At 70.1% G+C, this 22,636-nt stretch carries 21 protein-coding genes and 1 tRNA gene; 13 read left to right on the top strand and 9 right to left on the bottom strand.

Annotated elements, in window-relative coordinates:
* Positions 1–279: 279 nt before the first annotated feature.
* The 4 genes from nhaA to ACFSL4_RS35130 all read left to right on the top strand — a co-directional run bounded on the left by nhaA (position 280) and on the right by ACFSL4_RS35130 (position 3,735).
* Positions 280–1,803: a Na+/H+ antiporter NhaA gene (nhaA, locus tag ACFSL4_RS35145; protein WP_381091910.1), complete on the top strand. Its 1,524-nt coding sequence runs from the start codon at positions 280–282 to the stop codon at positions 1,801–1,803.
* A gap of 66 nt (positions 1,804–1,869) precedes the next feature.
* A complete protein-coding gene (locus ACFSL4_RS35140) occupies positions 1,870–2,349 on the top strand; it encodes a phage holin family protein (protein WP_381091908.1) in 480 nt (159 codons plus the stop codon).
* A complete protein-coding gene (locus ACFSL4_RS35135) occupies positions 2,346–3,296 on the top strand; it encodes an alpha/beta fold hydrolase (RefSeq protein ID WP_381091906.1) in 951 nt (316 codons plus the stop codon). Before ACFSL4_RS35140 ends, ACFSL4_RS35135 begins: the two co-directional genes overlap by 4 nt.
* Before the next feature lie 259 nt (positions 3,297–3,555).
* Complete coding sequence (locus tag ACFSL4_RS35130) at positions 3,556–3,735, top strand: hypothetical protein (protein ID WP_381091904.1); 180 nt, start codon at positions 3,556–3,558, stop codon at positions 3,733–3,735.
* A 36-nt stretch (positions 3,736–3,771) separates the two neighbouring features.
* Here the strand turns inward: ACFSL4_RS35130 and ACFSL4_RS35125 are convergent, their stop codons facing one another.
* The 3 genes from ACFSL4_RS35125 to nth form a co-directional block, all read right to left on the bottom strand.
* Complete coding sequence (locus ACFSL4_RS35125) at positions 3,772–4,971, bottom strand: MarP family serine protease (protein ID WP_381091902.1); 1,200 nt, start codon at positions 4,969–4,971, stop codon at positions 3,772–3,774.
* A 116-nt stretch (positions 4,972–5,087) separates the two neighbouring features.
* The gene (locus tag ACFSL4_RS35120) at positions 5,088–5,774 is read right to left on the bottom strand and encodes an NUDIX hydrolase (RefSeq protein ID WP_381091900.1); all 687 of its coding nucleotides are present in this window, start codon (positions 5,772–5,774) and stop codon (positions 5,088–5,090) included.
* Positions 5,775–5,937: 163 nt separating this feature from the next.
* Positions 5,938–6,942, bottom strand: coding sequence for an endonuclease III (nth, locus tag ACFSL4_RS35115; RefSeq protein WP_381091898.1), 1,005 nt, complete (start codon positions 6,940–6,942; stop codon positions 5,938–5,940).
* 444 nt (positions 6,943–7,386) lie between these two features.
* Here nth and ACFSL4_RS35110 point away from each other — a divergent pair, with 444 nt between their 5' ends.
* Both ACFSL4_RS35110 and ACFSL4_RS35105 read left to right on the top strand, forming a co-directional pair.
* On the top strand, positions 7,387–8,061 hold the full coding sequence (locus tag ACFSL4_RS35110; RefSeq protein ID WP_103837943.1) for a Crp/Fnr family transcriptional regulator: 675 nt from the start codon (positions 7,387–7,389) through the stop codon (positions 8,059–8,061).
* A gap of 100 nt (positions 8,062–8,161) precedes the next feature.
* The gene (locus tag ACFSL4_RS35105) at positions 8,162–9,004 is read left to right on the top strand and encodes a nucleotidyltransferase (RefSeq protein WP_381091897.1); all 843 of its coding nucleotides are present in this window, start codon (positions 8,162–8,164) and stop codon (positions 9,002–9,004) included.
* A 1-nt stretch (position 9,005) separates the two neighbouring features.
* On the opposite strand, the gene ACFSL4_RS35100 is transcribed toward ACFSL4_RS35105, so the two are convergent.
* The 4 genes from ACFSL4_RS35100 to ACFSL4_RS35085 form a co-directional block, all read right to left on the bottom strand.
* Complete coding sequence (locus ACFSL4_RS35100; RefSeq protein ID WP_381091895.1) at positions 9,006–9,836, bottom strand: MBL fold metallo-hydrolase; 831 nt, start codon at positions 9,834–9,836, stop codon at positions 9,006–9,008.
* A 22-nt stretch (positions 9,837–9,858) separates the two neighbouring features.
* Positions 9,859–10,728 carry an NUDIX hydrolase gene (locus ACFSL4_RS35095; RefSeq protein WP_381091893.1) on the bottom strand — a complete coding sequence of 290 codons (870 nt, stop codon included), beginning with the start codon at positions 10,726–10,728 and terminating at the stop codon, positions 9,859–9,861.
* Positions 10,729–11,070: 342 nt separating this feature from the next.
* Positions 11,071–11,538, bottom strand: a complete 468-nt coding sequence (locus tag ACFSL4_RS35090; protein ID WP_381091891.1) for a RidA family protein — start codon at positions 11,536–11,538, stop codon at positions 11,071–11,073.
* Positions 11,535–11,696 (bottom strand): DUF4177 domain-containing protein, encoded by a 162-nt coding sequence (locus tag ACFSL4_RS35085; protein WP_003975360.1) that lies wholly within the window; start codon positions 11,694–11,696, stop codon positions 11,535–11,537. Before ACFSL4_RS35085 ends, ACFSL4_RS35090 begins: the two co-directional genes overlap by 4 nt.
* 139 nt (positions 11,697–11,835) lie before the next feature.
* Here ACFSL4_RS35085 and bagA point away from each other — a divergent pair, with 139 nt between their 5' ends.
* On the top strand, positions 11,836–12,813 hold the full coding sequence (bagA, locus tag ACFSL4_RS35080; protein WP_381091889.1) for an ATPase BagA: 978 nt from the start codon (positions 11,836–11,838) through the stop codon (positions 12,811–12,813).
* Positions 12,810–14,234, top strand: a complete 1,425-nt coding sequence (bagB, locus tag ACFSL4_RS35075) for an ATPase BagB (protein WP_381091887.1) — start codon at positions 12,810–12,812, stop codon at positions 14,232–14,234. The genes bagA and bagB overlap by 4 nt, the downstream gene beginning before the upstream one ends.
* 420 nt (positions 14,235–14,654) lie before the next feature.
* Here bagB and wblA read toward each other — a convergent pair whose 3' ends face one another.
* Positions 14,655–14,993 (bottom strand): transcriptional regulator WblA, encoded by a 339-nt coding sequence (gene wblA, locus ACFSL4_RS35070; RefSeq protein WP_365161015.1) that lies wholly within the window; start codon positions 14,991–14,993, stop codon positions 14,655–14,657.
* 408 nt (positions 14,994–15,401) lie between these two features.
* Between wblA and ACFSL4_RS35065 the strand changes: the two genes are divergently transcribed.
* The gene (locus ACFSL4_RS35065) at positions 15,402–17,660 is read left to right on the top strand and encodes a transglycosylase domain-containing protein (RefSeq protein WP_381091885.1); all 2,259 of its coding nucleotides are present in this window, start codon (positions 15,402–15,404) and stop codon (positions 17,658–17,660) included.
* Between the two features lie 176 nt (positions 17,661–17,836).
* On the opposite strand, the gene ACFSL4_RS35060 is transcribed toward ACFSL4_RS35065, so the two are convergent.
* Positions 17,837–18,304, bottom strand: a complete 468-nt coding sequence (locus ACFSL4_RS35060; RefSeq protein ID WP_381091883.1) for a GatB/YqeY domain-containing protein — start codon at positions 18,302–18,304, stop codon at positions 17,837–17,839.
* 142 nt (positions 18,305–18,446) lie between these two features.
* On the opposite strand from ACFSL4_RS35060, the gene ACFSL4_RS35055 reads away from it, so the two are divergent.
* From ACFSL4_RS35055 to ACFSL4_RS35040, 4 genes are all read left to right on the top strand, one after another.
* Positions 18,447–19,373 carry a metallophosphoesterase gene (locus ACFSL4_RS35055; protein ID WP_381091882.1) on the top strand — a complete coding sequence of 309 codons (927 nt, stop codon included), beginning with the start codon at positions 18,447–18,449 and terminating at the stop codon, positions 19,371–19,373.
* A 97-nt stretch (positions 19,374–19,470) separates the two neighbouring features.
* Positions 19,471–20,259 carry a Pr6Pr family membrane protein gene (locus ACFSL4_RS35050; protein WP_381091881.1) on the top strand — a complete coding sequence of 263 codons (789 nt, stop codon included), beginning with the start codon at positions 19,471–19,473 and terminating at the stop codon, positions 20,257–20,259.
* Positions 20,260–20,292: 33 nt separating this feature from the next.
* Positions 20,293–20,366: transfer RNA gene (locus tag ACFSL4_RS35045), tRNA-Pro, on the top strand.
* A gap of 630 nt (positions 20,367–20,996) precedes the next feature.
* Entirely contained in the window at positions 20,997–22,586 is a 1,590-nt protein-coding gene (locus ACFSL4_RS35040; RefSeq protein WP_381091879.1) for an endonuclease NucS domain-containing protein, read from the top strand.
* The last annotated feature ends 50 nt before the right edge of the window (positions 22,587–22,636 follow it).

Genomic DNA, 22,636 nt, shown 5'->3' with positions numbered 1-22,636 from the left:
TCGGAGACGTCACCACCCTCACCGACTCGACGGTGATGGACCTGATCCAGGCGAAGCTCCCGGCGGCACCGAACGAGGACTGACGGTTCCCGACCCGGACATGGGGCGCCCGGCAATACGCCGGGCGCCCTTTTAGCACCTTTTGCCCAATTCGGGCGATTCTGCCGGGTAAGGCTCCGGTAATGTGGGGACCCAAGGTGTGCCGGGAAGTCTGGTCGGCAGGTCGTCCGAGGGCTCGTGACGGCCTTATGACGTCATCCCGACCTGGAGGTCCCCACCGTGGCCGCACCCCGCGCCCGCACCTTCCTCGGACGTCTCTCCCTGCCCGAGCGCAACTTCGTCGCGGACGCGCTGCGCACCGAGACCGTCGGCGGTGTGCTGCTCCTCCTCGCCGCGATCGTCGCGCTGGTCTGGGCGAACGTACCCGCGCTGCACGGCAGCTACGAGAGCCTCGGCCACTTCCACTTCGGGCCCGCCGCCCTGGGCCTGAACCTGTCCGTCGAACACTGGGCGGCCGACGGGCTTCTCGCGGTCTTCTTCTTCGTCGCCGGTATCGAGCTGAAGCGGGAACTGGTCGCCGGTGAACTACGCGACCCCCGAACGGCCGTCCTCCCCGTCGTCGCCGCACTGTGCGGCATGGCGGCACCCGCGGTCGTCTACACCGTCACCAGCGCCGCCGGCGGCGGCTCCCTCGCCGGCTGGGCGGTCCCGACGGCCACCGACATCGCCTTCGCGCTCGCCGTGCTGGCGGTCATCGGCACCTCCCTGCCGTCCGCCCTGCGCGCCTTCCTGCTCACCCTCGCCGTCGTCGACGACCTCTTCGCGATCCTGATCATCGCGGTCTTCTTCACGGACCATGTGAACTTCGTGGCACTCGGCGGCGCCGTCGCGGGCCTCGCCGTGTTCTGGGTGCTGCTGCGGGCGGACATCCGGGGATGGTACGTCTACATCCCGCTCGCCCTGGTCGTCTGGGGGCTGATGTACACCAGCGGCATCCACGCCACCGTCGCCGGTGTGGCGATGGGGCTGATGCTGCGCTGCCACCGCCACGAGGGTGAGGACCACTCCCCCGGCGAGCGCATCGAGCATCTCGTGCGGCCCCTGTCTGCCGGTCTCGCCGTCCCATTGTTCGCCCTGCTCAGCGCGGGGGTCACGGTCTCCGGTGGGGCGCTTGGGGACGTGTTCACCAAGCCGGAGACGCTCGGTGTCGTCCTCGGCCTCGTCCTCGGCAAGACCATCGGCATCTTCGGCGGAAGCTGGCTGACGGTCCGCTTCACCCGGGCCTCGCTCAGCGACGGCCTCGCCTGGGCCGACGTGTTCGCCGTCGCCTCCCTGGCGGGCATCGGCTTCACCGTCTCACTGCTCATCGGCGAACTGGCCTTCGACGGCGACGCGGTGCTCATGGACGAGGTCAAGACCGCGGTCCTCATCGGATCGCTGATCGCGGCGGCGTGCGCGACCACGCTGCTGAAGATACGCAACGCCAAGTACCGCGCCCTGTGCGCGGAAGAGGAGCGTGACGAGGACCTCGACGGCATCCCCGACATCTACGCGCAGGACGACCCCGCGTACCACCTGCGCATGGCCGAGATCCACGAGCGCAAGGCCGCCGAGCACCGCAGGATCGCCGCGCTGAAGTCCACCGAGAACGGGACGCGCACCGACACCGGGAACGGCACGCCCGGCGAGGACGAGAACCGAACGCCCGGCCGGGAAGGAAACGGCAGGCCCGGCCGGGGAGGGAACGGCACGCTTACCGAAGTGGCGGGCGGGGCAGGCGAGGAGAAGGAGCGTCCGGCATGATCTGACACATCCACAAAACTCCGCAGCAATCCGCGGAGCACGTACGCAGAGAGCAGGGAGACCGCGATGAGCGCACCCGACGGCAGCCCGGTCGGCGCCGAACGCAGCATCGGCCAGCTGTTCGCCTCGGCGACGACGGAGATGTCCGCACTGGTGCACGACGAAATCGCGCTGGCGAAGGCCCAGCTCAAGCAGGACGTCAAGCGCGGTGCGGCCAGCGGTGGCGCGTTCTCGGCCGCGGGAGCCATGCTGCTGTTCTCCCTCCCCATGCTGAACTTCGCACTGGCGTATGGGATTCGGACCTGGAGCGGCTGGAACCTGGCCGTCTGCTTCCTCCTCTCCTTCGCGGCGAACGTGTTGGTCGCCGGACTTCTCGCGCTCATCGGCGTGGCCTTCGCGAAGAAGGCCAAGAGGAGCAAGGGCCCGCAGAAGGTGGCCGCGTCGGTGAAGGAGACCGCGGGGGTCCTGCAGAAGGCCAAGCCGCACCCCCGTCAGCCCAGCCGGGCCGACACGGGGGTCGAGGCTGTGGCACGCTCGTCCTCATGACGGACCCTGCCACTCCTTCGGCGCAACCCACCTCGGTCGTCCGGCTCGACGTGCCCGGCGGGAGAGAGGTGACGCACCGGGATGTCGCGGCCAATGGCGCCCGTTTCCACATCGCGGAACTGGGCGAGGGTCCGCTGGTCCTGCTGCTGCACGGCTTCCCGCAGTTCTGGTGGACCTGGCGGCACCAGTTGGTCGCGCTCGCCGACGCCGGGTTCCGGGCCGTGGCGATGGACCTGCGGGGAGTCGGAGGCAGTGACCGCACGCCCCGCGGCTACGACCCGGCAAACCTCGCGCTCGACATCACCGGGGTCGTACGGTCCCTGGGCGAGCCCGACGCCGCGCTCGTCGGCCATGACCTGGGCGGCTATCTCGCCTGGACCGCGGCCGCCATGCGCCCCAAGCTCGTACGGCGCCTGGTCGTCGCCTCGATGCCGCATCCGCGGCGCTGGCGCTCGGCGATGCTCGGTGACGTCAGGCAGACGACCGCGAATTCCTACATCTGGGGCTTCCAGCGGCCCTGGATCCCCGAACGTCGGCTCACCGCCGACGACGCGGCCCTGGTCGGCCGCCTCATCCGCGACTGGTCCGGGCCCCGGACGCCGGACGACGAGGCCGTGGAGACCTACCGGCGCGCCATGTGCATCCCGTCGACCGCGCACTGCTCGATCGAGCCCTACCGCTGGATGGTGCGCTCCCTGGCCCGCCCCGACGGCATCCAGTTCAACCGGCGGATGAAACGGCCCGTACGGGTTCCGACGCTGCATCTGCACGGCTCGCTGGACCCCGTGATGCGGACGAGGAGCGCAGCCGGGTCCGGCGAGTACGTCGAGGCGCCGTACCGCTGGCGGCTGTTCGACGGGCTGGGGCACTTTCCGCACGAGGAGGACCCTCTCGCGTTCTCCTCCGAGCTGATCAACTGGCTCAGGGACCCCGAGCCCGACCGCTGAGCGGTCACCGGGACCGACACGGACGACACGAACCGGCTGGAACGACATGAAACGGCTGGGACGACACGAACCGGCTACGGACCGACATGAACCGGCCGGTCGGCCGGAGGACTCCGAGTCCCGTCGGTGACCGCCCGAAAGCGCCCGGTGTACGGGGAGGGGAACGCCTGTTCCCCGTGCGGCCACATGCCCGCCGCATAGGCCAATTGAGGGGTCCGGAGGCGGTTATCGACCTTGGGGCAGGGGCAGAGGTCGGGGTATGGGCTGGACGCACGACTACAGTGACGCAGCACGCGACCGCCGCTCGGCCACCGGTCCGGGCTCGCACCAGAGGGGCGCGCCGCGGTCGGCGGGCACAGATCCACGAGTGGGCATTCCGCACATTCTGCGCCGCCGGGCCCGCTGGGTCTCGGTACGTCTGCGTCACCCGCGCGGCTGACCGCTCACCCGGCTGCGGCCGCCCCGCCCTTGGGGTTCACAGCGCGCAGTTGTCGCTGTCCACCTGCTGGTTCGCCGTACGGCCCTTGGCGATGTCCTGCTGGATCTCGTCGGCCGTGAGCGCGTACCCCGTGTTGGCGTCGTCGAGGGACTTGGCGAACACCACTCCGTAGACCCTGCCCTGAGTGGTGAGCAGCGGACCGCCGGAGTTGCCCTGGCGGACGGTCGCGTACAACGAGTACACATCACGGCGGACCGTGCCACGGTGGTAGATGTCCGGGCCGTTGGCCGTGATGCGTCCGCGGACGCGCGCGGGCTGGACGTTGTACGACCCGTTCTCCGGGAAGCCCGCGACGATCGCGCTGCTGCCGCCGGTCGCGTCCGTGGACGTGAAGTGCAGTGCCGGCGCCCGCAGATCCGGCACGTCGAGCACGGCGATGTCGCGCCGCCAGTCGTAGAGAACGACCTTCGCGTCGTACTTCCTGCCCTCACCGCCTATCTGGACGGTGGGTTCGTCGACCCCGCCGACCACGTGCGCATTGGTCATCACCCGGCGGTCGCCGAAGACGAAGCCCGTGCCTTCGAGGACCTTGCCGCAACTCTGGGCGGTGCCCATGACCTTGACGATGGAGCGCCGCGCGCGGGTGGCGACCGCGCTCCTCGCGAGGGCCGGGTCGGGGGGCCGCACCTCGGTGATGGGCTCGTTCGCGAACGGGCTGAAGACCTGCGGGAAGCCGTTCCGCGCGAGGACCGTGGAGAAGTCGGCGAACCAGGTGTCCGCCTGTGCGGGCAGCGCGCGGGAGACGCCCTGGAGCACCTTGGAGCCGCGGACCTCCTTGCCGAGCGTCGGCAGCGTCGTCCCCGCGAGGGCGGAGCCGATCAGCCAGGCGACCAGAAGCATCGCCACCACGTTGACGAGGGCGCCGCCCGTGGCGTCCAGGGCGCGGGCCGGGGACCAGGTGATGTAGCGGCGCAGCTTGTTGCCGAGGTGGGTGGTCAGGGCCTGGCCGACGGAGGCGCAGACGATCACCACGACCACGGCGACGACGGCGACGGTCGTGCTCACCTTGTGGTCACCCGTCACCCTGTCCCAGACGAAGGGGAGCAGATAGACCGCGATGAGGCCGCCGCCCAGGAAACCGATCACCGACAGGATGCCGACGACGAAGCCCTGGCGGTAGCCGACGATCGCGAACCACACGGCGGCGACCAGCAACAGGATGTCCAGCACGTTCACTGCTTCAAGCCTCGCCTCGTCACTTTCCGGTCGCCGTCATCCGGCCGGGACCCCGGCTCGCCGGGCAGCGGCAACGGCACGGCGTCCCGGGAAAACCCAGCACGGGGGCAACCTTGTCATGCGCGCCAGTCGAGCGGGACCTGCTTGTCGCGGTCCCAGGGGCGCTCCCAGCCCGCGTAGTGGAGAAGGCGGTCGATCACACCGGCGGTGAAGCCCCAGACGAGGGCCGATTCGACCAGGAATGCCGGGCCCCGGTGACCACTGGGGTGGAGGGTGGTGGCCCTGTTGGCCGGATTCGTGAGATCCGCCACGGAAACGGTGAAGACCCGCGCCGTCTCGTTCGGATCGACGACGCCCACCGGGCTGGGCTCGCGCCACCAGCCGAGCACGGGCGTCACCACGAAGCCGCTGACCGGGATGTAGAGCCTGGGGAGCACGCCGAAGAGCTGGACACCGCCGGGGTCGAGCCCGGTCTCCTCCTCGGCCTCGCGGAGAGCGGCCCGCAACGGCCCTTCGGCCGTCGGGTCTCCGTCCCCGGGGTCGAGGGCCCCGCCGGGGAACGAGGGCTGCCCGGCGTGCGAGCGCAGCGTGCCGGACCGCTCCATCAGCAGCAGTTCGGGGCCGTGGTCGCCGTGACCGAACAGGATCAGCACGGCCGACTGGCGCCCCTCTCCGTTCTCCGGCGGCAGGAAGCGGCTGAGCTGCAGCGGCTCGACGGTCTCCGCCACCTGCGCGACGGGGCCGAGCCACCCGGGCAGGCCCTCCGTGCTCAACCGCAGCCGACCGCCGTCCGTCCCGCTCATGCGATCCGTGTCGCTCGCGTGCGTCATCGCCACCCCCGTTCTGCCGGTCCCAACGCCCGTGGGGTCGCGGATCGTTCCGCACGTCCCCCGTACGGGTGTCCTGCCACGCGCCCCGAAGGGAGACGTCCCTCCCCAGGGTGGAGCGCACGTGCGCACACGCCCGTCACCCTGCCCCCAGCGGCGGGGCCGGGATCCCACCCGCGTCCAGGTAAGCCTGCGGCGGCTTGATGCGCTGGCCCGGGAAGCCGCCCTTCTCGTACTTGAGGAGCTTCTTCGCCTTCTCCGGGTCGGTCTCGCCCTCGCCGTACGCCGGGCAGAGCGGGGCGATCGGGCAGGCGCCGCAGGCCGGCTTGCGGGCGTGGCAGATGCGGCGGCCGTGGAAGATCACATGATGCGAGAGCATCGTCCAGTCGCTCTTCGGGAAGAGCGCGCCGACGGCCGCCTCGATCTTGTCGGGGTCGGTCTCCTCGGTCCACTTCCAGCGGCGGACGAGCCGCTGGAAGTGCGTGTCGACGGTGATCCCGGGACGGCCGAAGGCGTTGCCCAGCACCACGAAGGCGGTCTTGCGCCCGACACCGGGCAGCTTGACGAGGTCGTCCAGGCGGTCGGGGACCTCGCCGCCGAACTGCTCCACCAGAGCCTTGGAGATCCCTATCACCGACTTGGTCTTGGCCCGGAAGAAGCCGGTCGGGCGCAGGATCCCCTCGACCTCCTCCGGGTTGGCCGCGGCGAGGTCCTCGGGGGTCGGGTACCTGGCGAACAGCGTCGGGGTGGTCTGGTTCACCCGCAGGTCGGTGGTCTGCGCGGACAGGACCGTGGCGACGATCAGCTGGAAGGGGTTCTCGAAATCCAGCTCGGGGTGGGCGTACGGATACACCTCGGCGAGCTCGCGGTCGATGCGGCGGGCGCGGCGGACGAGAGCGGTGCGGGACTCGTTCCTGGGCGGCTTCGGGGCGACGGTCTTCGAGGGCACGGCGTCCTGGACGGCGATCGTGGCCTTCGAGGCGATCGCCTTCACGGGAGCGGCCTTCTCGGCGGTGGCTTTCCTGCCGACGGCCTTTTGGGCAGTGGCCTTCTTCGCGGTGGCCTTTTTGACGGCGGTCCCGGTCTTCTCTGCGGTGGACGCGGCCTTCGAGGCGGCCGCCTTCTTCGCGGTGGCCCTCTTCACGGCCGCCTTCTTCGCGGTGGCCTTCTTCGCGGCGGCCTTCTTCGCGGCTGTCGCGGTCTCCCTGGCGGCGGTGGTCTTCCCGGCAGGCCGCTTCGCCGACGCCCCACTGGATGCCGTTTGCGTCGTTTTTGCCGTTTTATTACCCTCGTCGCGAGCCTGTTCGCCCACGGCGGAATCACGACGTGCAACCACCCGCTCAGCCCCCTTGGCCTGTGCTGTCACCGGGGATTTGGACACCCGGCCAGCCTAAGGCCCGTCGCCGACATCCGCCGCGGACCCGGGGGATCGGCCCCCAATCGGACCCCTGCCGCGTACCCCGGCTCTTCAATGCGGCATCCTTGTGACAGATCACACTGTTTGGACCGTCCGGCAAAACGGGGAACACGGTCCCCTGGTAAACCGGGGAAGCAACATCCCCTGAGCAGGTCGACAAGGAGAGAACTCGTGGACGACGTTCTGCGGCGCGCCCCGCTCTTCGCGGCGCTCGATGACGAGCAGGCCGCGGAGCTGCGCGCCTCCATGAGTGAGGTGACCCTCGCCCGCGGCGACTCGCTGTTCCACGAGGGCGACCCCGGGGACCGCCTGTACGTGGTCATGGAGGGCAAGGTCAAGCTTCACCGCACCTCGCCCGACGGCCGCGAGAACATGCTGGCCGTACTCGGCCCCGGTGAGCTGATAGGCGAACTGTCGCTGTTCGACCCGGGCCCCCGGACTGCCACGGCGACCGCGCTGACCGAGGTCAAGCTGCTGGGACTGGGCCACGGTGACCTCCAGCCGTGGCTGAACGCCAGGCCCGAGGTGGCGGCGGCGCTGCTGCGCGCCGTGGCGCGGCGGCTGCGCAAGACCAACGACCAGATGTCCGACCTGGTCTTCTCGGACGTGCCCGGCCGGGTGGCCCGCGCGCTGCTGGACCTCTCGCGACGGTTCGGTGTGCAGTCCGAGGAGGGCATCCACGTGGTGCACGACCTCACCCAGGAAGAGCTGGCCCAGCTGGTCGGCGCGTCGCGTGAGACGGTCAACAAGGCGCTGGCGGACTTCGCCCAGCGAGGATGGCTCCGCCTTGAGGCCCGCGCGGTGATCCTGCTGGACGTGGAGCGGCTGGCCAAGCGGTCCCGCTGAAGCTCGGCCCCGTACGACTCCCGGGCCCTGCCTCCCCCGCGGAGGCGGGGCCCGTCGTCGCTCTGCGGGTCCCGAGGCCCCGGCCCGGCACACTTGGCTCATGCCCGACTCATCCCACCCCTCAGCGCACCGCGACGGGCCCGGCAGAGGTCTCGACGCCCAGGGCCACATCCGGCGTGAGGGAGCCCTCGGGCTGGTCACCCAGCCCTTCCGGCCCGTCGTCGCCGCCGCTCGGGAGCGGCTCCCCGGTGTCTTCGGGGCACAGACGACCGGCGCCTATCTCTACGGGTCGATTCCGCGCGGCACCGCGCGCGTGGGACGCAGTGACCTCGACCTGCTGGTCGCGCTGGCAGCGGAGCCCACCGAGGCGGATCACCGTGCCGCCCGTGCCCTCGGGGACGCACTGGACCGGGAGTTCCCGCAGATCGACGGCGTGGGGACGCTCCTGTTCAGCCGTGCGCGGCTGCTGAGCCCTCTGGAGACCTACGACCTGGGATGGTTCGTCGCCTGCCTGTGCACGCCCCTGCTGGGCGAGGACCTGGCCGCCCGCCTGCCCCGCTACCGGCCCGACTCCCGTCTCGCCAGGGAGACGAACGGCGACCTCGCGCTGCACCTGCCGCGGTGGCGCACCCGCATGGCCGAGGCCACCGCGGAGGACGCCCGCCGCACCCTCGTGCGCGGCATCTCCCGGCACCTCGTCCGCACCGGCTTCACCCTGGTCATGCCCCGCTGGAACGGCTGGACGAGCGACCTGCGGGAGATGGCCGAGGCATTCGCGGCCTTCTACCCGAAGCGGGCCGAGCAGATGCGCGCGGCGGCGGCGCTCGGGTACGAGCCCGACGGCGACCCGGCCGTCCTGCGGTCGTACGTCGACGATCTCGGCCCCTGGCTCGCCGGGGAGTACGCGCGCGTGCACGGGATCAAGGCCCCGCGCCCCCAGTGAGTCAGATCAGCCCGTGTTCGCGCAGATAGTCGAGCTGTGCCCGCACCGACAGCTCCGCCGCCGGCCACAGCGAGCGGTCGACGTCGGCGTACACATGGGCCACGACCTCGCTCGGTGCACGATGGCCGTTCTCGACCGCCGTCTCGACCTGCGCGAGGCGGTGTGCGCGATGGGCCAGGTAGTACTCCACGGCGCCCTGGGCGTCCTCCAGGACGGGCCCGTGGCCGGGCAGCACGGTGTGGACGCCGTCGTCGACGGTGAGCGATCTGAGGCGGCGCAGGGAGTCCAGGTAGTCCCCCAGGCGTCCGTCCGGGTGCGCCACGACCGTCGTACCGCGGCCCAGGACGGTGTCCCCGGTCAGGACGGCCCCCTCCGCCGGGAGGTGGAAGCACAGGGAGTCCGAGGTGTGGCCCGGCGTCGGCACGACACGCAGCTCCAGACCGCCGACGCGGACGACGTCCCCGTGGCCCAGGCCCTCGTCGCCGAGCCGGAGCGCCGGGTCCAGGGCGCGCACCTTGGTGCCCGTCAGCTCGGCGAACCGGGCGGCGCCCTCGGCATGGTCCGGGTGGCCGTGCGTGAGCAGGGTGAGCGCGATCCGTCTGCCGGATCGCTCCGCGGTGTCGATCACGTTGCGCAGGTGCCCCTCGTCGAGCGGGCCGGGATCGACCACCACGGCCAGTTCGGAGCCGGGCTCGGCGAGGATCCACGTATTGGTGCCGTCGAGGGTCATCGCCGACGGGTTGGGGGCGAGGACGTTCACGGCGCGCTCGGTGGCGGGACCGGACAGGACCGCGCCGCGAGGCCGGCCGGGAAGGTCTGCGGCGTCCGTCACGACCGGACACCTCCCACGTGGATCATGCCGGTGCTCCCCCCGTCCGGATGTGCTTGGTGAACTCCTCGTGTCCGGGCCAGGCCAGCACGATCTCACCGTCCTCCAGACGGGCCGTGGCCAGGACGGGCGTCAGGTCGCGGCCGGAGGCGGCGGCCAAGGCCTCGTCGGCGGTCGCGTAAGGGATCAGCTGGCGCAGGGTCGCGATCGTGGGCGGCATCATCAGCAGCTCGCCCGCGTCGTACGAGGCGGCCGCCCGGGCCGGGTGGGTCCACACCGTGCGGTCGGCCTCCGTGGAGGCGTTGCGGGTGCGCTGCCCCTCGGGGAGCGCGGCCACGAAGAACCAGGTGTCGTAGCGGCGGGACTCGAACTCCGGGGTGATCCAGCGGGTCCAGGCGCCGAGCAGGTCGGAGCGCAGCACCAGTCCGCGGCGGTCGAGGAACTCGGCGAAGGACAGTTCACGGGCGACCAGGGACGCGCGGTCGGCCTCCCAGTCCGGGGCCGTGGTGTCGCCGACGACCGACTCCGGGGTGGGGCCGGCGAGCAGGACACCGGCCTCCTCGTACGTCTCCCGCACGGCAGCGCACACGACGGCCTGGGCGGACGTCTCGTCGACGCCGAGGCGATCCGCCCACCACGCGCGCGTGGGGCCCGCCCAGCCGATCCGCAGGTCGTGGTCGCGGGGGTCCACGCCGCCGCCCGGGTAGGCGTACGCGCCTCCGGCGAACGCCATGGAGGCGCGCCTGCGCAGCATGTGGACGGCCGGAGCGCCGTCGCTGTCCTTCAGGAGCATGACGGTGGCCGCGCGTTTCGGCACGACCGGAGTGAGCGTGCCCTCCGCCAGCGCGCGGATCCGTTCCGGCCACTCCGGTGGGAACCACTGTCCATTCGCCATGGGCGGAGGCTATCCCGTAGTGCGCAGATGTTCGAGAGGGGATGATCGCCCGCTCCGGGCGGGACCCCCGCGTCACCGGCGGGAGGCCCGTCGCGCCGGCCGTGGTCGGCGGAGCAACGGCAGCCACCGGCCCAGAAGCCGGCAGCCGTCCGCGGCGGAGCATCCGCGGCCACCGGTACAGAAGCCGGCAGCCGTCCGTGGAGCCGCCGGCAGCCGTCCGCGGGAACCGGAAACCGCCGGTGGGGGTCCAGCATCTGCCCGGGGACGGGGGACCGTCCGCGGAGGGTCCGGGAGCCACCGGCGCAGCAGCAGAACCGAGAGACCCCGCCCGGGGAGCCGCTCCTACGCCTCCGTCAGCTCCACCTGGACCTCGACCTCGACCGGCGCGTCCAGCGGGAGCACCGCCACGCCCACCGCGCTGCGCGCGTGCACGCCCTTGTCTCCGAGCACCTCGCCCAGCAGCTCGCTGGCGCCGTTGACGACTCCCGGCTGCCCCGTGAAGTCGGGGGCCGAGGCCACGAAGCCGACGACCTTCACCACGCGCGCGATGCGGTCCAGGTCGCCCGTCACGGACTTCACCGCGGCGAGCGCGTTCAGGGCGCACGTCCGCGCCAGGTCCTTGGCCTCCTCGGCGGTGACCTCCGCGCCGACCTTGCCGGTGACGGGGAGCTTGCCCTCCACCATCGGCAGTTGGCCGGAGGTGTACACGTACGCCCCGGACCGCACGGCGGGCTGGTACGCGGCGAGCGGCGGCACGACCTCCGGCAGCGTCAGCCCCAGTTCGGCGAGCCGGGACTCGACCGCGCTCATGCCTGCTTCTCCCGCTTCAGGTAGGCCACCAGCTGCTCCGGGTTGTTCGGCCCGGGCACGACCTGGACGAGCTCCCAGCCGTCCTCGCCCCAGGTGTCCAGAATCTGCTTCGTGGCATGGACGAGCAGCGGCACGGTTGCGTATTCCCACTTGGTCATGGGCCGACTGTAGCCGCTGTGGCCACCGGGTCACGCGGCCGGCCGCGGCGCCGGTGCGGTCGGCCGCGCGGCCGACCGCCGGGGCGGTTGTCCACAGCCTCCGGCGTATGCCGAGCGCGGACTGGTTACGCTCGAAGACGTGAGCAGGCTCCAGGTCGTCAGCGGCAAGGGCGGGACCGGAAAGACCACGGTCGCCGCGGCACTCGCGCTCGCCCTCGCGACGGAGGGCAAACGCACCCTTCTGGTCGAGGTCGAGGGCAGACAGGGCATCGCGCAGCTCTTCGAGACGGAAGCGCTGCCGTACGAGGAACGGAAGATCGCCGTCGCCCCGGGGGGAGGCGAGGTGTACGCACTGGCCATCGACCCCGAGCTGGCGCTGCTGGACTACCTGCAGATGTTCTACAAGCTGGGCGGCGCGGGACGGGCCCTGAAGAAGCTGGGCGCCATCGACTTCGCCACCACCATCGCGCCCGGCCTCAGGGACGTGCTGCTGACGGGCAAGGCGTGCGAGGCCGTCCGCAGGAAGGACCGCGGCGGCCGGTTCCTGTACGACTACGTGGTGATGGACGCCCCGCCCACCGGGCGCATCACCCGCTTCCTGAACGTGAACGACGAGGTGGCGGGTCTCGCCAAGATCGGCCCGATACACAATCAGGCCCAGGCGGTGATGCGGGTGCTGAAGTCCCCGGAGACGGCCGTGCACCTGGTGACGCTCCTTGAGGAGATGCCCGTCCAGGAGACCGCGGACGGCATCGCCGAGCTGCGCGCCGCCGGACTGCCGGTGGGCCGGATCATCGTGAACATGGTGCGGCCCTCGGTCCTGGGCCAGCCGGAGCTGGAGCTGGCCCGCACGGCACCGCGGACGGCCATCGCCACGTCCCTGTCGGGCGCCGGGCTCGGCGGTGCGCGCCGCGGCGGGCTCGCGGAGCGGCTGGTCGGCCCGCTGCTGGAGCAGGCCCACGAGTACGCGGAGCGGTTCGCCCTGGAACGCGAGCAGCGCACGGTGCTCACGGAGCTGGGCCTGCCGCTGCACGAACTGCCGCTGCTCGCCGAGGGCATGGACCTCGCGGGCCTGTACGAACTTGCCACGGAACTGCGTCAGCAAGGGATCTCATGAGCTCGGACCCGGCCCCCCCGCGCGATGGCACGGCCTCCGCACCCGATGCGGCACACCCCCACGACACCGGCTCCGTGCGCGCGTTGAACCCGGTACCCGCCCTGGAGGTCGACGCCCTCCTCGACGACCCGACGACCCGGATCATCGTGTGCTGCGGCTCCGGCGGCGTCGGTAAGACGACCACGGCCGCGGCCCTGGGGCTGCGGGCCGCCGAGCGCGGCCGCAAGGTGGTCGTGCTCACCATCGACCCCGCCCGCCGTCTCGCCCAGTCGATGGGCATCGACGCGCTCGACAACACCCCGCGGCGGGTGAAGGGCGTCGAGGACGCGGAGGGCGGCGAGCTGCACGCCATGATGCTCGACATGAAGCGCACCTTCGACGAGATCGTCGAGGCGCACGCGGACCCCGATCGGGCGGCCGCCATCCTGAGCAATCCCTTCTACGAGTCGCTCTCCGCGGGCTTCGCCGGCACGCAGGAGTACATGGCGATGGAGAAGCTGGGGCAGCTGCGCGCGCGGGACGAGTGGGACCTGATCGTCGTCGACACACCGCCCTCACGCTCGGCGCTGGACTTCCTGGACGCCCCCAAGCGCCTCGGGTCCTTTCTGGACGGCAAGCTGATCAGGGTGCTGATGGCCCCCGCGAAGATGGGCGGCCGTGCGGGGATGAAGTTCCTGAACGTCGGGATGACGATGATGACGGGCGTCCTGGGGAAGCTGCTCGGGGGCCAGCTCCTGAAGGACGTCCAGACGTTCGTGGCCGCCATGGACACCATGTTCGGCGGGTTCCGCACGCGCGCCGACGCCACGTACAGGCTGCTGCAGGCGCCCGGCACCGCGTTCCTGGTGGTGGCGGCCCCCGAGCGGGACGCACTGCGCGAGGCCGCGTACTTCGTGGAGCGACTGGCCGCCGAGGACATGCCGCTGGCAGGTCTGGTGCTCAACCGGGTGCACGGAAGCGGCGCCGCCCATCTGTCGGCCGAGCGGGCACTGGCCGCCGCGGAGAACCTGGACCTCGCCGCCGATCCGCCCAACGCCGAAAATCTTGAGGGGTCCCGCATTGTGGATCAGAAGGGCGGGAAAGCTGGACTTCGTAACTCTCCCGACACGCACGGAAGTTCAGAATCTCCCTCATCCGCTGCACCGGTTCCCGACGCAGGCTCCCCCGCCCCCACGGATCCGGATCGGAGCATCGAACAACTCACCGCGGGCTTGCTGCGGCTGCACGCGGAACGCATGCAGTTGCTCTCCCGCGAGCAGCGCACACGTGACCGCTTCACCGCGCTCCACCCCGAGGTGGCCGTGGCGGAGGTGGCCGCACTGCCCGGCGACGTCCATGACCTCGCGGGCCTACGGGACATCGGGGACCGCCTCGCGGCCAACCGACCGGAGCCCCCGGAGACACGCGAGGCGCCCGCGTGAGGGCGCCGGGGTCGCCTGCCACGGCGGCGGCCCGCCCAGTCGGCAGCCCGCGTTCCTCTTCGGCACGTGCGGCGCTTCCTCGGCGTGTCAGGCGCACGCGCGAGACGTCCGCACGAGACGCCCGTGGTGAGGCACGTGACGCGGCTCCCGGTGAAGGGGGTCGCACCCGACGTCCGGCCTGCGGTCGCGTGCGGACCCCGGCACCGGGCGCTCAGGGGCCGAGTCCCGAGCCCGCGGGCCCGAGACGACACCGCATACGGGCCGTGGGCATGGCGCGAGGCCGTGGGGAATGCCCGAAAGGCCCGCCTGCGAGCTGGCAGGAAGCCGCGTGACGGCGTGCCCGGGACGCCCATGGCGTATGACCGCGCCGACCGTGGCACACCTGCCGGCCGCGCTCCGGACACTCCGCAGTGGACGCGCTCAGCCCACCGCCGCGTAGTTCTCGTACGCCTCTTCCTCGTCGAGGGGCAGCAGGCCCGCCCCGCGCTCGTACTCCGTACGCGCGGTCTCCAGCAGGCGACGCCACGATGTGACGGTCGGCCGCCTGCGCAGCAGTGCGCGGCGCTCCCGCTCCGTCATGCCACCCCACACGCCGAACTCGACGCGGTTGTCCAGCGCGTCGGCCAGGCACTCCGTGCGTACCGGGCACCCGGTGCACACCGCCTTCGCCCTGTTCTGCGCTGCTCCTTGAACGAACAGTTCATCCGGATCGGTAGTGCGGCAGGCCGCCTGCGCACTCCAGTCGGTTACCCAGCCCATACCGGCGCCGTCCTCTCCCGAATCGAGGCTCCCCCACGGCGGCAGCGGCATATTCACCGCCGCCAGTTGAGGACGTTACGGAAGGTGGGCACAGCGCAACACCCCCGAGGGGCCCAATCTTGAATGGCCCGAACGGACTATGGGTAAGCGGCAGATCACCCGGGGGAGTGAGCTGGCGACATACGCGACTTTCCGGGCAAACCGGGACGGTCCAGTGGTGCCACAACGGACGCCCGCTGACACACAGGGCGGATTCGGGCACACATCTGACAAAAAGTCGGGGGAACACCGGAACGATTCGGGATCGCCGGACGTACTTGATACGTGGCCCTACTGCTGTGACAGTTGAGAGCAGCTTAGGCCAAGGCATATACGCGTGTCCGGCGAACGAGAACGTAGGCTGCCCTCATGCCAAAGAAGCGCTCGGGCGGGGGGCTGTCCCCCGTGCAGCAGGCCACCAAGTTCCTCGGCGTGAGCGTGCTCGCGGGGGCGGTGATGGCCGGCATCGCCCTGCCCGCCGCGGGTGCGCTCGGGCTCGCGGCCAAGGGATCGGTCCAGGGATTCGACGAGATCCCGGCCAACCTCAAGAGCCCGCAGCTGAGCCAGCGCACCACCATCCTGGACAACAAGGGCGGCCAGATCGCGACGGTCTACTCGCGCGACCGCACGGTGGTGGACCTCAAGGACATCTCGCCGTACATGCAGAAGGCGATCGTCGCGATCGAGGACTCGCGGTTCTACCAGCACGGCGCGATCGACCTGAAGGGCGTCCTGCGCGCACTGAACCAGAACGCGCAGAACGGCGGAGTGGCCCAGGGCGCCTCCACGCTCACCCAGCAGCTGGTGAAGAACTACTTCGTGGAGGAAGCCGGCGACGACCCCACGAAGGTCGCCCAGGCCACCCAGCAGACCATCGGCCGCAAGATCCGCGAGCTGAAGTACGCGATCCAGATCGAGAACACGCTCGGCAAGAAGAAGATCCTCGAGAACTACCTGAACATCACGTTCTTCGGCCAGCAGGCGTACGGCGTCGAGGCGGCCTCCCAGCGCTACTTCTCCAAGCACGCCAAGGACCTGAACCTCCAGGAGGCCGCGCTCCTCGCGGGCCTCGTCCAGTCGCCCACGCGGTACGACCCGGTGAACGACGAGGCGGAGGCCAAAAAGCGGCGCAACGTGGTGCTGCAGCGCATGGCCGAGGTGCACGACATCTCGCAGGCCGAGGCGGACAAGGCCAAGAAGACGGACCTCGGGCTGCAGGTGAGCCGGCCGAAGAACGGCTGCATCACGGCGGTCAGGGGAGCGGGCTTCTTCTGCGACTACGTGCGCGAGGTGTTCCTGAACGATCCGGTGTTCGGCAAGAACCGGGAGACCCGGGCCAAGATCTGGAACCGCGGCGGCCTGACGATCCGTACGACGTTGGATCCGCAGGCGCAGGAATCGGTGCAGCAGTCCATCAAGGACCACGTCAACAAGAGCGACGACGTAGCCACGGCCGCGACCATCGTGGAGCCCGGCACCGGAAAGATCCTCGGCATGGGCCAGTCCCGGCCGTACGGCTTCGGCAAGGACGAGACGCAGATCAACCTGTCGGTGGACAGGTCCATGGGCGGCGGCGCGGGCTACCAGCCCGGTTCGACGTTCAAGCCGATCGTGGCCGCGGCCGCCATCGAGGGCGGCAAGTCGGCGACCCAGGAGTACTCGTCGCCGTACGAGATGCCGTACCCGAGCCCGGTCGCGGCCTGTGGCGGCAGGAAGTGGTTGAACACGAAGAACTGGAAGCTCACCAACGAGAACGAGTCGGAGCGCGGCCCGTACGCGATGAAGGAGGCGACCGCCAAGTCGGTCAACACCTACTACGTGCAGCTGATCAGCGACATCGGCATCTGCCCGGTGATAGACATGGCCGGCAAGATGGGTGTGAACCGCGCGGACGGCCGGAAGATCACCGAGGCCCCGTCGATCGCGCTCGGCACCCAGGAGATGTCGCCGCTGACGATGGCGAACGCGTACGCGACCTTCGCCTCCCGCGGCATGTACTGCACTCCGGTCGCCATCGAGTCGATCACGCGGACCGTCGGCGGCCAGCACAAGTCCCTGAGCGTGCCGAAGTCGACGTGCACGCGCGCCATGTCGGAGAACACCGCGGACACGGTCACCACCATCCTGAAGGGTGTCGTCGAGGACGGTACGGGTCAGCAGGCCGGCCTCGGTGATCGTCCCAGCGCGGGCAAGACCGGTACCACGGACTACCGCTACGCCGCCTGGTTCGTCGGCTACACGCCGAACATGGCCGGCGCGGTGTGGGTCGGCGACCCGGCGCACAAGCGGCGCATGACGAACATCACCATCGGCGGCGTCACCTACGCGAAGGTCTTCGGCGGCCAGGTCCCGGGCCCGATCTGGCGCGACATGATGACGGGCGCCCTGGAGGGCAAGCCGGTCGAGGACTTCTCCCTCGTCGACATCCCCGACCCCATCCCCGACGGGGGCGACAAGAACGGGGACAGGAAGGGCAACGGCAACCGCAACGGCGGCCAGACCATCGGAGGCCTGATCACCGGAGGAGCCGGAGGCGGCGGACTCCCGACACCCAGCTTCTCGATCCCCGAGGGATGGATCCAGGGGAACGGAAACGGCGGGAACGGAAACGGCGGACTGCGCGGATAGCACCCGCGCTCCCGGAGCCCCCGCAGTCCCTCGGGAGGGCCTGCGGGGGCTCCGAGACTTCCAATACCTCCTGTGCTTCTGTACTCCCCGTGCTCCTGCGCTTCCTGTACGACGACGGGGCGCCCCTCGGCCGGAGAGGCGCCCCGTCGTCGTACGCGCTGATCAGGAGCGAACCGTCAGCCGCCCGCGAGGATCTGCTTGACCACCGCGGCGACACGGCCGCCCTCCGCCTGACCGGCCACCTTCGGGTTCACGATCTTCATGACCTGGCCCATCGCGCGCGGGCCCTCGGCGCCGGCCGCCTTCGCCTCCTCCACGGCCTGGGCGACGATCTGCCGCAGCTCGTCGTCGGACAGCTGCTTGGGCAGGTACGCGGCGAGCACCTCGCCCTCCGCCTTCTCCCGCTCGGCCTGCGCGGTGCGCCCGCCCTGCGCGAAGGCATCGGCGGCCTCGCGGCGCTTCTTCGCCTCGCGGGTGATCACCTTGGTGACCTCCTCATCGGAGAGCACGCGCTTCTCCTTGCCCGCGACCTCCTCCTTGGTGATCGCGGCGAGCGTCAGCCGGAGCGTCGAGGAGCGGAGCTCGTCGCGCTCCTTGATCGCGGCGTTGAGGTCTTCCTGCAGCTTCGACTTGAGCGTGGTCATGGCTTGATTGTCGCAGGCGTGACGGTGCGTCCGCCCACCGATTTCGAGGGGGCCCGCGCGAGTCGTCCGACGGCCTCCGCCGGCCGGCCGCGGCTGTCCACAGGCGTGCGCGGCCCCCTTCTGGTTCTGACACGATGGTCATATGCGCGCGCGATACGGAGCACCCCTGGGAATCACGGCGGTCGCCGCCGCCGGACTGCTGTACTCGGCCGGGTTCGAGGCCCGTTCCTTCCGGCTGCGCCGGACGACGGTCCCGGTGCTGCCCCCCGGGGCGCGCCCGCTGCGCGTGCTCCAGGTCTCGGACATCCACATGGTGAGCGGGCAGCGCAAGAAGCAGCGCTGGCTGCGCTCACTGGCCGGCCTGCGCCCCGACTTCGTACTCAACACCGGGGACAACCTGTCCGACCCGGAGGGCGTGCCGGAGGTGCTGGACGCGCTTGGCCCGCTGATGGAGTTCCCCGGAGCCTACGTCTTCGGTTCGAACGACTACTACGGCCCCAAACTGCGTAACCCCGCCCGCTACTTGGTGGAGAAGGCGAGGGGCCGCCACGGCCTGAACGGCAACGCACCCGTGGTCGGCGCCGTCCACAACCCCTGGGAGGACCTGCGTGACGGCTTCGACGCGGCGGGCTGGCTGAACCTGACGAACACCCGGGGGACGCTGAAGATCGACGGACTGGAAGTCGAGCTGACGGGCCTGGACGACCCCCACATCAGACGCGACCGGTACACCCATGTGGCGGGCGGCCCCTCCACGGCGGCGGACTTCTCCATGGGTGTGGTCCACGCTCCCTACCTGCGCGTCCTGGACGCGTTCACAGCGGACGGCTATCCGCTGGTCCTGGCGGGCCACACCCACGGCGGCCAGCTGTGCATCCCCCTCTACGGCGCCCTGGTCACCAACTGCGACCTCGACACCGACCGGGTGAAGGGCCTGTCGCGGCATACGGCGGAGGGCCGCACGTCGTACCTGCATGTGTCGGCGGGCTGTGGGACGAACCGCTACACGCCGGTGCGGTTCGCGTGTCCGCCCGAGGCGACACTGCTGACGCTGGCGCCGAGGAAATAGCGGCTTCCGCCCGGATCCTCCGCCCGGATCCAAGCGACGGTAACCCGCCCGGATCACCCGTATCGCCCGTTCTGCCCGATTCGCTTAGCGTGAGGGCATGATCGCCCCGATACCCAAGGACATCCCGGACCTGCCCGCGGTACCGGGCATGCCGACGCTGCTGCCGTCCGACGTCCCCGCGGCGGCCGTGATGACCCCGGTCCGCCACCCGGTGACAGCCGCCTACCGCCTGCTGGTGGCACTCGTCACCGCGGCGGCCGTGGCGGTCGACCTGGTCCTCGGTCTCAGTCCGGGTCGGGTGCTGAGCTACTTCACGATCCAGACCGGCGTGCTCGTCGCGCCGGTCTTCGCGCTGTCGGCATGGCGGGCGTGGACGGCCCGCCGCCCGCTGCCGCCGCTGGTGACCGGCGGCACGCTGTTCTACACCCTGATCGCGGGCCTGCTCTACCACGTGGTCCTGGTGAACGAACCGGGCACGTTCTCGATGACCGGCCCCACCGACGCACTCACAGGCTGGCCGGCACTCGCCAACCAGGTACTGCACACCGCGATCCCCGCCGCGGCGCTGCTGGACTGGCTCCTACTGACCCACCCGGCCCCCCTGGGCCTGCGGCACGCGACACGATGGCTGCTGTACCCGGCGGCGTACCTGATCTTCTCCCTGGCACGGGGAGCGCTGATCCCGCCGGGACGGGAGGGCCGCTATCTCTATCCCTTCCTGGACGCTGGCCACCTCGGCTACAAGAGCGTCCTCGGCAACGCGCTCCTGCTCGGCCTGGCGTTCTTCGTCGTGGCCCTCCTCCTGGTCGCCGCCGACCACCTCCGCCCGGACCCGATCCGCCGCCGCCCGAAAACCGGATTTCGTCTCCAGCCACCAGTGGGCTAAAGTAAACGATGTCGCCGCGAGAAGCAGCGACATCGGGGTGTAGCGCAGCTTGGCAGCGCGCTTCGTTCGGGACGAAGAGGTCGTGGGTTCAAATCCCGCCACCCCGACAGTGAAGTACCAGGTCAAGGGCCTGATCCGGCAACGGATCAGGCCCTTCCTGCGTCTCCGGTGATCGTTTGGGAGAAGTCCGGGAGAAGATCTTGGTCGGCGTCTCCCAACAGGTGATCGTCGAGCATTAGCAACATGTCTCAGCTGCGCCGACCCGCACCTGCACGTTCGCGAACGACCAGTCGCCGACTCGACCGTGGAGGTGCCTCAGAACTCCGAGCCTGGGAGCTCCGTCATGCCTGTGGACATGGGCCGCGGAGGGGGCTCGTTCGACGAACGCGACGTGCCTGTCAGTGCTGAGCAATATCGACGAGCCCGGACAACGGAGGACGGACGCCGACATGCGGGCTGACGAGGCACACGCGTCGCGCTACAAGCCGTGCCGAAGAACTACTGCGCGGAGCCGAACACCCTGCGGCGGCGCGGATAGGGCTCCTGGAGGCGAAGACATCCGAGACCTACGCGGCGATCGAGCGAACCGATCCCACGCTTGCTCGGCGTCGACACTGAGGCATCGTCATTCTGGGTACAGCCGTTGCCGAGAATGGCGCAGGTAGGCGGATCGGCCGCGCGGTGAGTTCCCGCCACCTTGGGCTCCATGTCAGCCCGCACCGCTACTGTCTTCGCTCATGACCGCGTTACTCGAACGTGAGCTCCGGGACCTCTTGGCGGAGCAGCTGGACGTTCTCGAACCAGGACTGACCCTCGTCCGATGCGAGTTTGCGCTGAGCGACCCGCCACTCCGTACAAGGGGCTGGATCGACATCCTTGCTCGTGACCGACACGGCCTGTGGGTGATCATCGAGTTGAAGCGTGCTACGTCCACATCGCGTGAGGCGTTGCACGAGGTCGCGAAGTACGCAGAGCTGCTCCAGCGCGACAAGCAGGTCGCGCCTGACCGCATCCGTGCCCTCATCGTGTCGACCGACTGGCGCGAACTACTCGTTCCGGTGAGCAACATGGCCCGTGACTGGAGCCATGACCTTCGCGGTTACGAACTCCAGGTGTGTGACGATCGGACACTCAGCGCTGAGCGCGTCGCGATGCTTCCATCGTCGCCTGAGCAGTACGTCACACCGGTGCACGGCATCTACCTCTACGCGAGCCCCCAGGACCGAGACCGAGGATGGAAGCACATACGGCAGATCGCTTCCGAGATCGGCGCGCCCAACCTCCTTGCTGCCGACTTCGAACGCGTCAGCGCCAAGGACGGTGTCAGCGCGCATTACGGCCTGTACCTGGGTGTCGGCACCGTGGAGTGGGGGAGCGCGTTGTCGAACTCCCCGGAAGTGGACGGGTACGGTGCGAAGCACCCGGCCGAGTACGAGGCATTGTGCGAAATCAACGCGCGCGTTCGCTGCGTCGAAGTCGGGTCGGCTTACCCGGGGGTGCTGGGCACTCTCCTAGGCGATCCCAATTGGGAGATCACCGGGTATCGGGGCACTGGAGCGTTTGCCCTGGGTAACGGGGCGTATGAGGAACGCGACTGGCTGCAGATGCTGGCTGGTCATGATCGCGGGGACGGGCACGCCAAGTACATCGGCTCCGCCAATCCCCGAATCACCGGCCGGTGGCACTCATTTGTGGATCAGGCCATGACCAGCCTCGGTGGCAACCCCGAGTGGGAGATGCTTGTCCGGGCGTGGCTGGAGCGAGTTGCCGAGCAGCCAGGCGACATCGACGTCGTCTTGTGGATCTACAACCCCTGCGACCTGATTCAGACCCTCATCTATGGATGGCCGGATGAGCTCACCCTGTGGGAACCACGCATCAAAGCCGTCGCCCGCTTCCCCGACGGAAGCCGCTCCGTCGCCGAGGGTCGGCTGTGTGCAAACAGCACTGGGGGTGCGCCAGGCTTTCATCACTACGTCCACGAGGTGTATCGCGATCCGGTGAGCTGGATGACGACTCGATACGGCGGCACCACCTGGATGACTGATCTGGATCTGGTTCGCCGCCTTGGGCTGCGCTACATGATGTTTGAGATCTTCAGCGGCCATCCTGGGCCGCCAACCCCAGAAGACGAGCGCGGACTCTGGTTGGTCGAGGACGGGCAGGCGACCCGATACTCATCCCACGCCCCAGAGTTCGCCATGGCCTGGCGTCTCAACACCTACGGGGGAAAGCTCGTGACCCTTCGAGATTTCCTGACGACGTACCGGCACGAAGTCAACACGCTCCGTATCGAATATCTGGAGAGTGTAGACGTGAGGCGCTAACTTCGCGGGGTCACACGTACGAGATACCCACTTCGTTGAGCCGAGGCGCG

This window comes from Streptomyces caeni, assembly GCF_042678285.1.
Classification (GTDB): domain Bacteria; phylum Actinomycetota; class Actinomycetes; order Streptomycetales; family Streptomycetaceae; genus Streptomyces; species Streptomyces caeni.
Note: the sequence above shows the minus strand (reverse complement) of the source record. Positions and strands in the feature narration are given on the sequence as shown.

Bases quoted from the DNA above. Each gene is read 5' to 3' on its own strand.
- ACFSL4_RS35140 (WP_381091908.1), top strand. From the start codon at position 1,870: ATGAGCGCACCCGACGGCAGCCCGGTCGGCGCCGAACGCAGCATCGGC.
- ACFSL4_RS35135 (WP_381091906.1), top strand. From the start codon at position 2,346: ATGACGGACCCTGCCACTCCTTCGGCGCAACCCACCTCGGTCGTCCGG.
- ACFSL4_RS35130 (WP_381091904.1), top strand. From the start codon at position 3,556: ATGGGCTGGACGCACGACTACAGTGACGCAGCACGCGACCGCCGCTCG.
- ACFSL4_RS35120 (WP_381091900.1), bottom strand. From the start codon at position 5,774: ATGAGCGGGACGGACGGCGGTCGGCTGCGGTTGAGCACGGAGGGCCTG.
- ACFSL4_RS35105 (WP_381091897.1), top strand. From the start codon at position 8,162: ATGCCCGACTCATCCCACCCCTCAGCGCACCGCGACGGGCCCGGCAGA.
- ACFSL4_RS35095 (WP_381091893.1), bottom strand. From the start codon at position 10,728: ATGGCGAATGGACAGTGGTTCCCACCGGAGTGGCCGGAACGGATCCGC.
- ACFSL4_RS35090 (WP_381091891.1), bottom strand. From the start codon at position 11,538: ATGAGCGCGGTCGAGTCCCGGCTCGCCGAACTGGGGCTGACGCTGCCG.
- ACFSL4_RS35085 (WP_003975360.1), bottom strand. From the start codon at position 11,696: ATGACCAAGTGGGAATACGCAACCGTGCCGCTGCTCGTCCATGCCACG.
- bagB (WP_381091887.1), top strand. From the start codon at position 12,810: ATGAGCTCGGACCCGGCCCCCCCGCGCGATGGCACGGCCTCCGCACCC.
- wblA (WP_365161015.1), bottom strand. From the start codon at position 14,993: ATGGGCTGGGTAACCGACTGGAGTGCGCAGGCGGCCTGCCGCACTACC.
- ACFSL4_RS35065 (WP_381091885.1), top strand. From the start codon at position 15,402: ATGCCAAAGAAGCGCTCGGGCGGGGGGCTGTCCCCCGTGCAGCAGGCC.
- ACFSL4_RS35060 (WP_381091883.1), bottom strand. From the start codon at position 18,304: ATGACCACGCTCAAGTCGAAGCTGCAGGAAGACCTCAACGCCGCGATC.
- ACFSL4_RS35055 (WP_381091882.1), top strand. From the start codon at position 18,447: ATGCGCGCGCGATACGGAGCACCCCTGGGAATCACGGCGGTCGCCGCC.
- ACFSL4_RS35050 (WP_381091881.1), top strand. From the start codon at position 19,471: ATGATCGCCCCGATACCCAAGGACATCCCGGACCTGCCCGCGGTACCG.
- ACFSL4_RS35040 (WP_381091879.1), top strand. From the start codon at position 20,997: ATGACCGCGTTACTCGAACGTGAGCTCCGGGACCTCTTGGCGGAGCAG.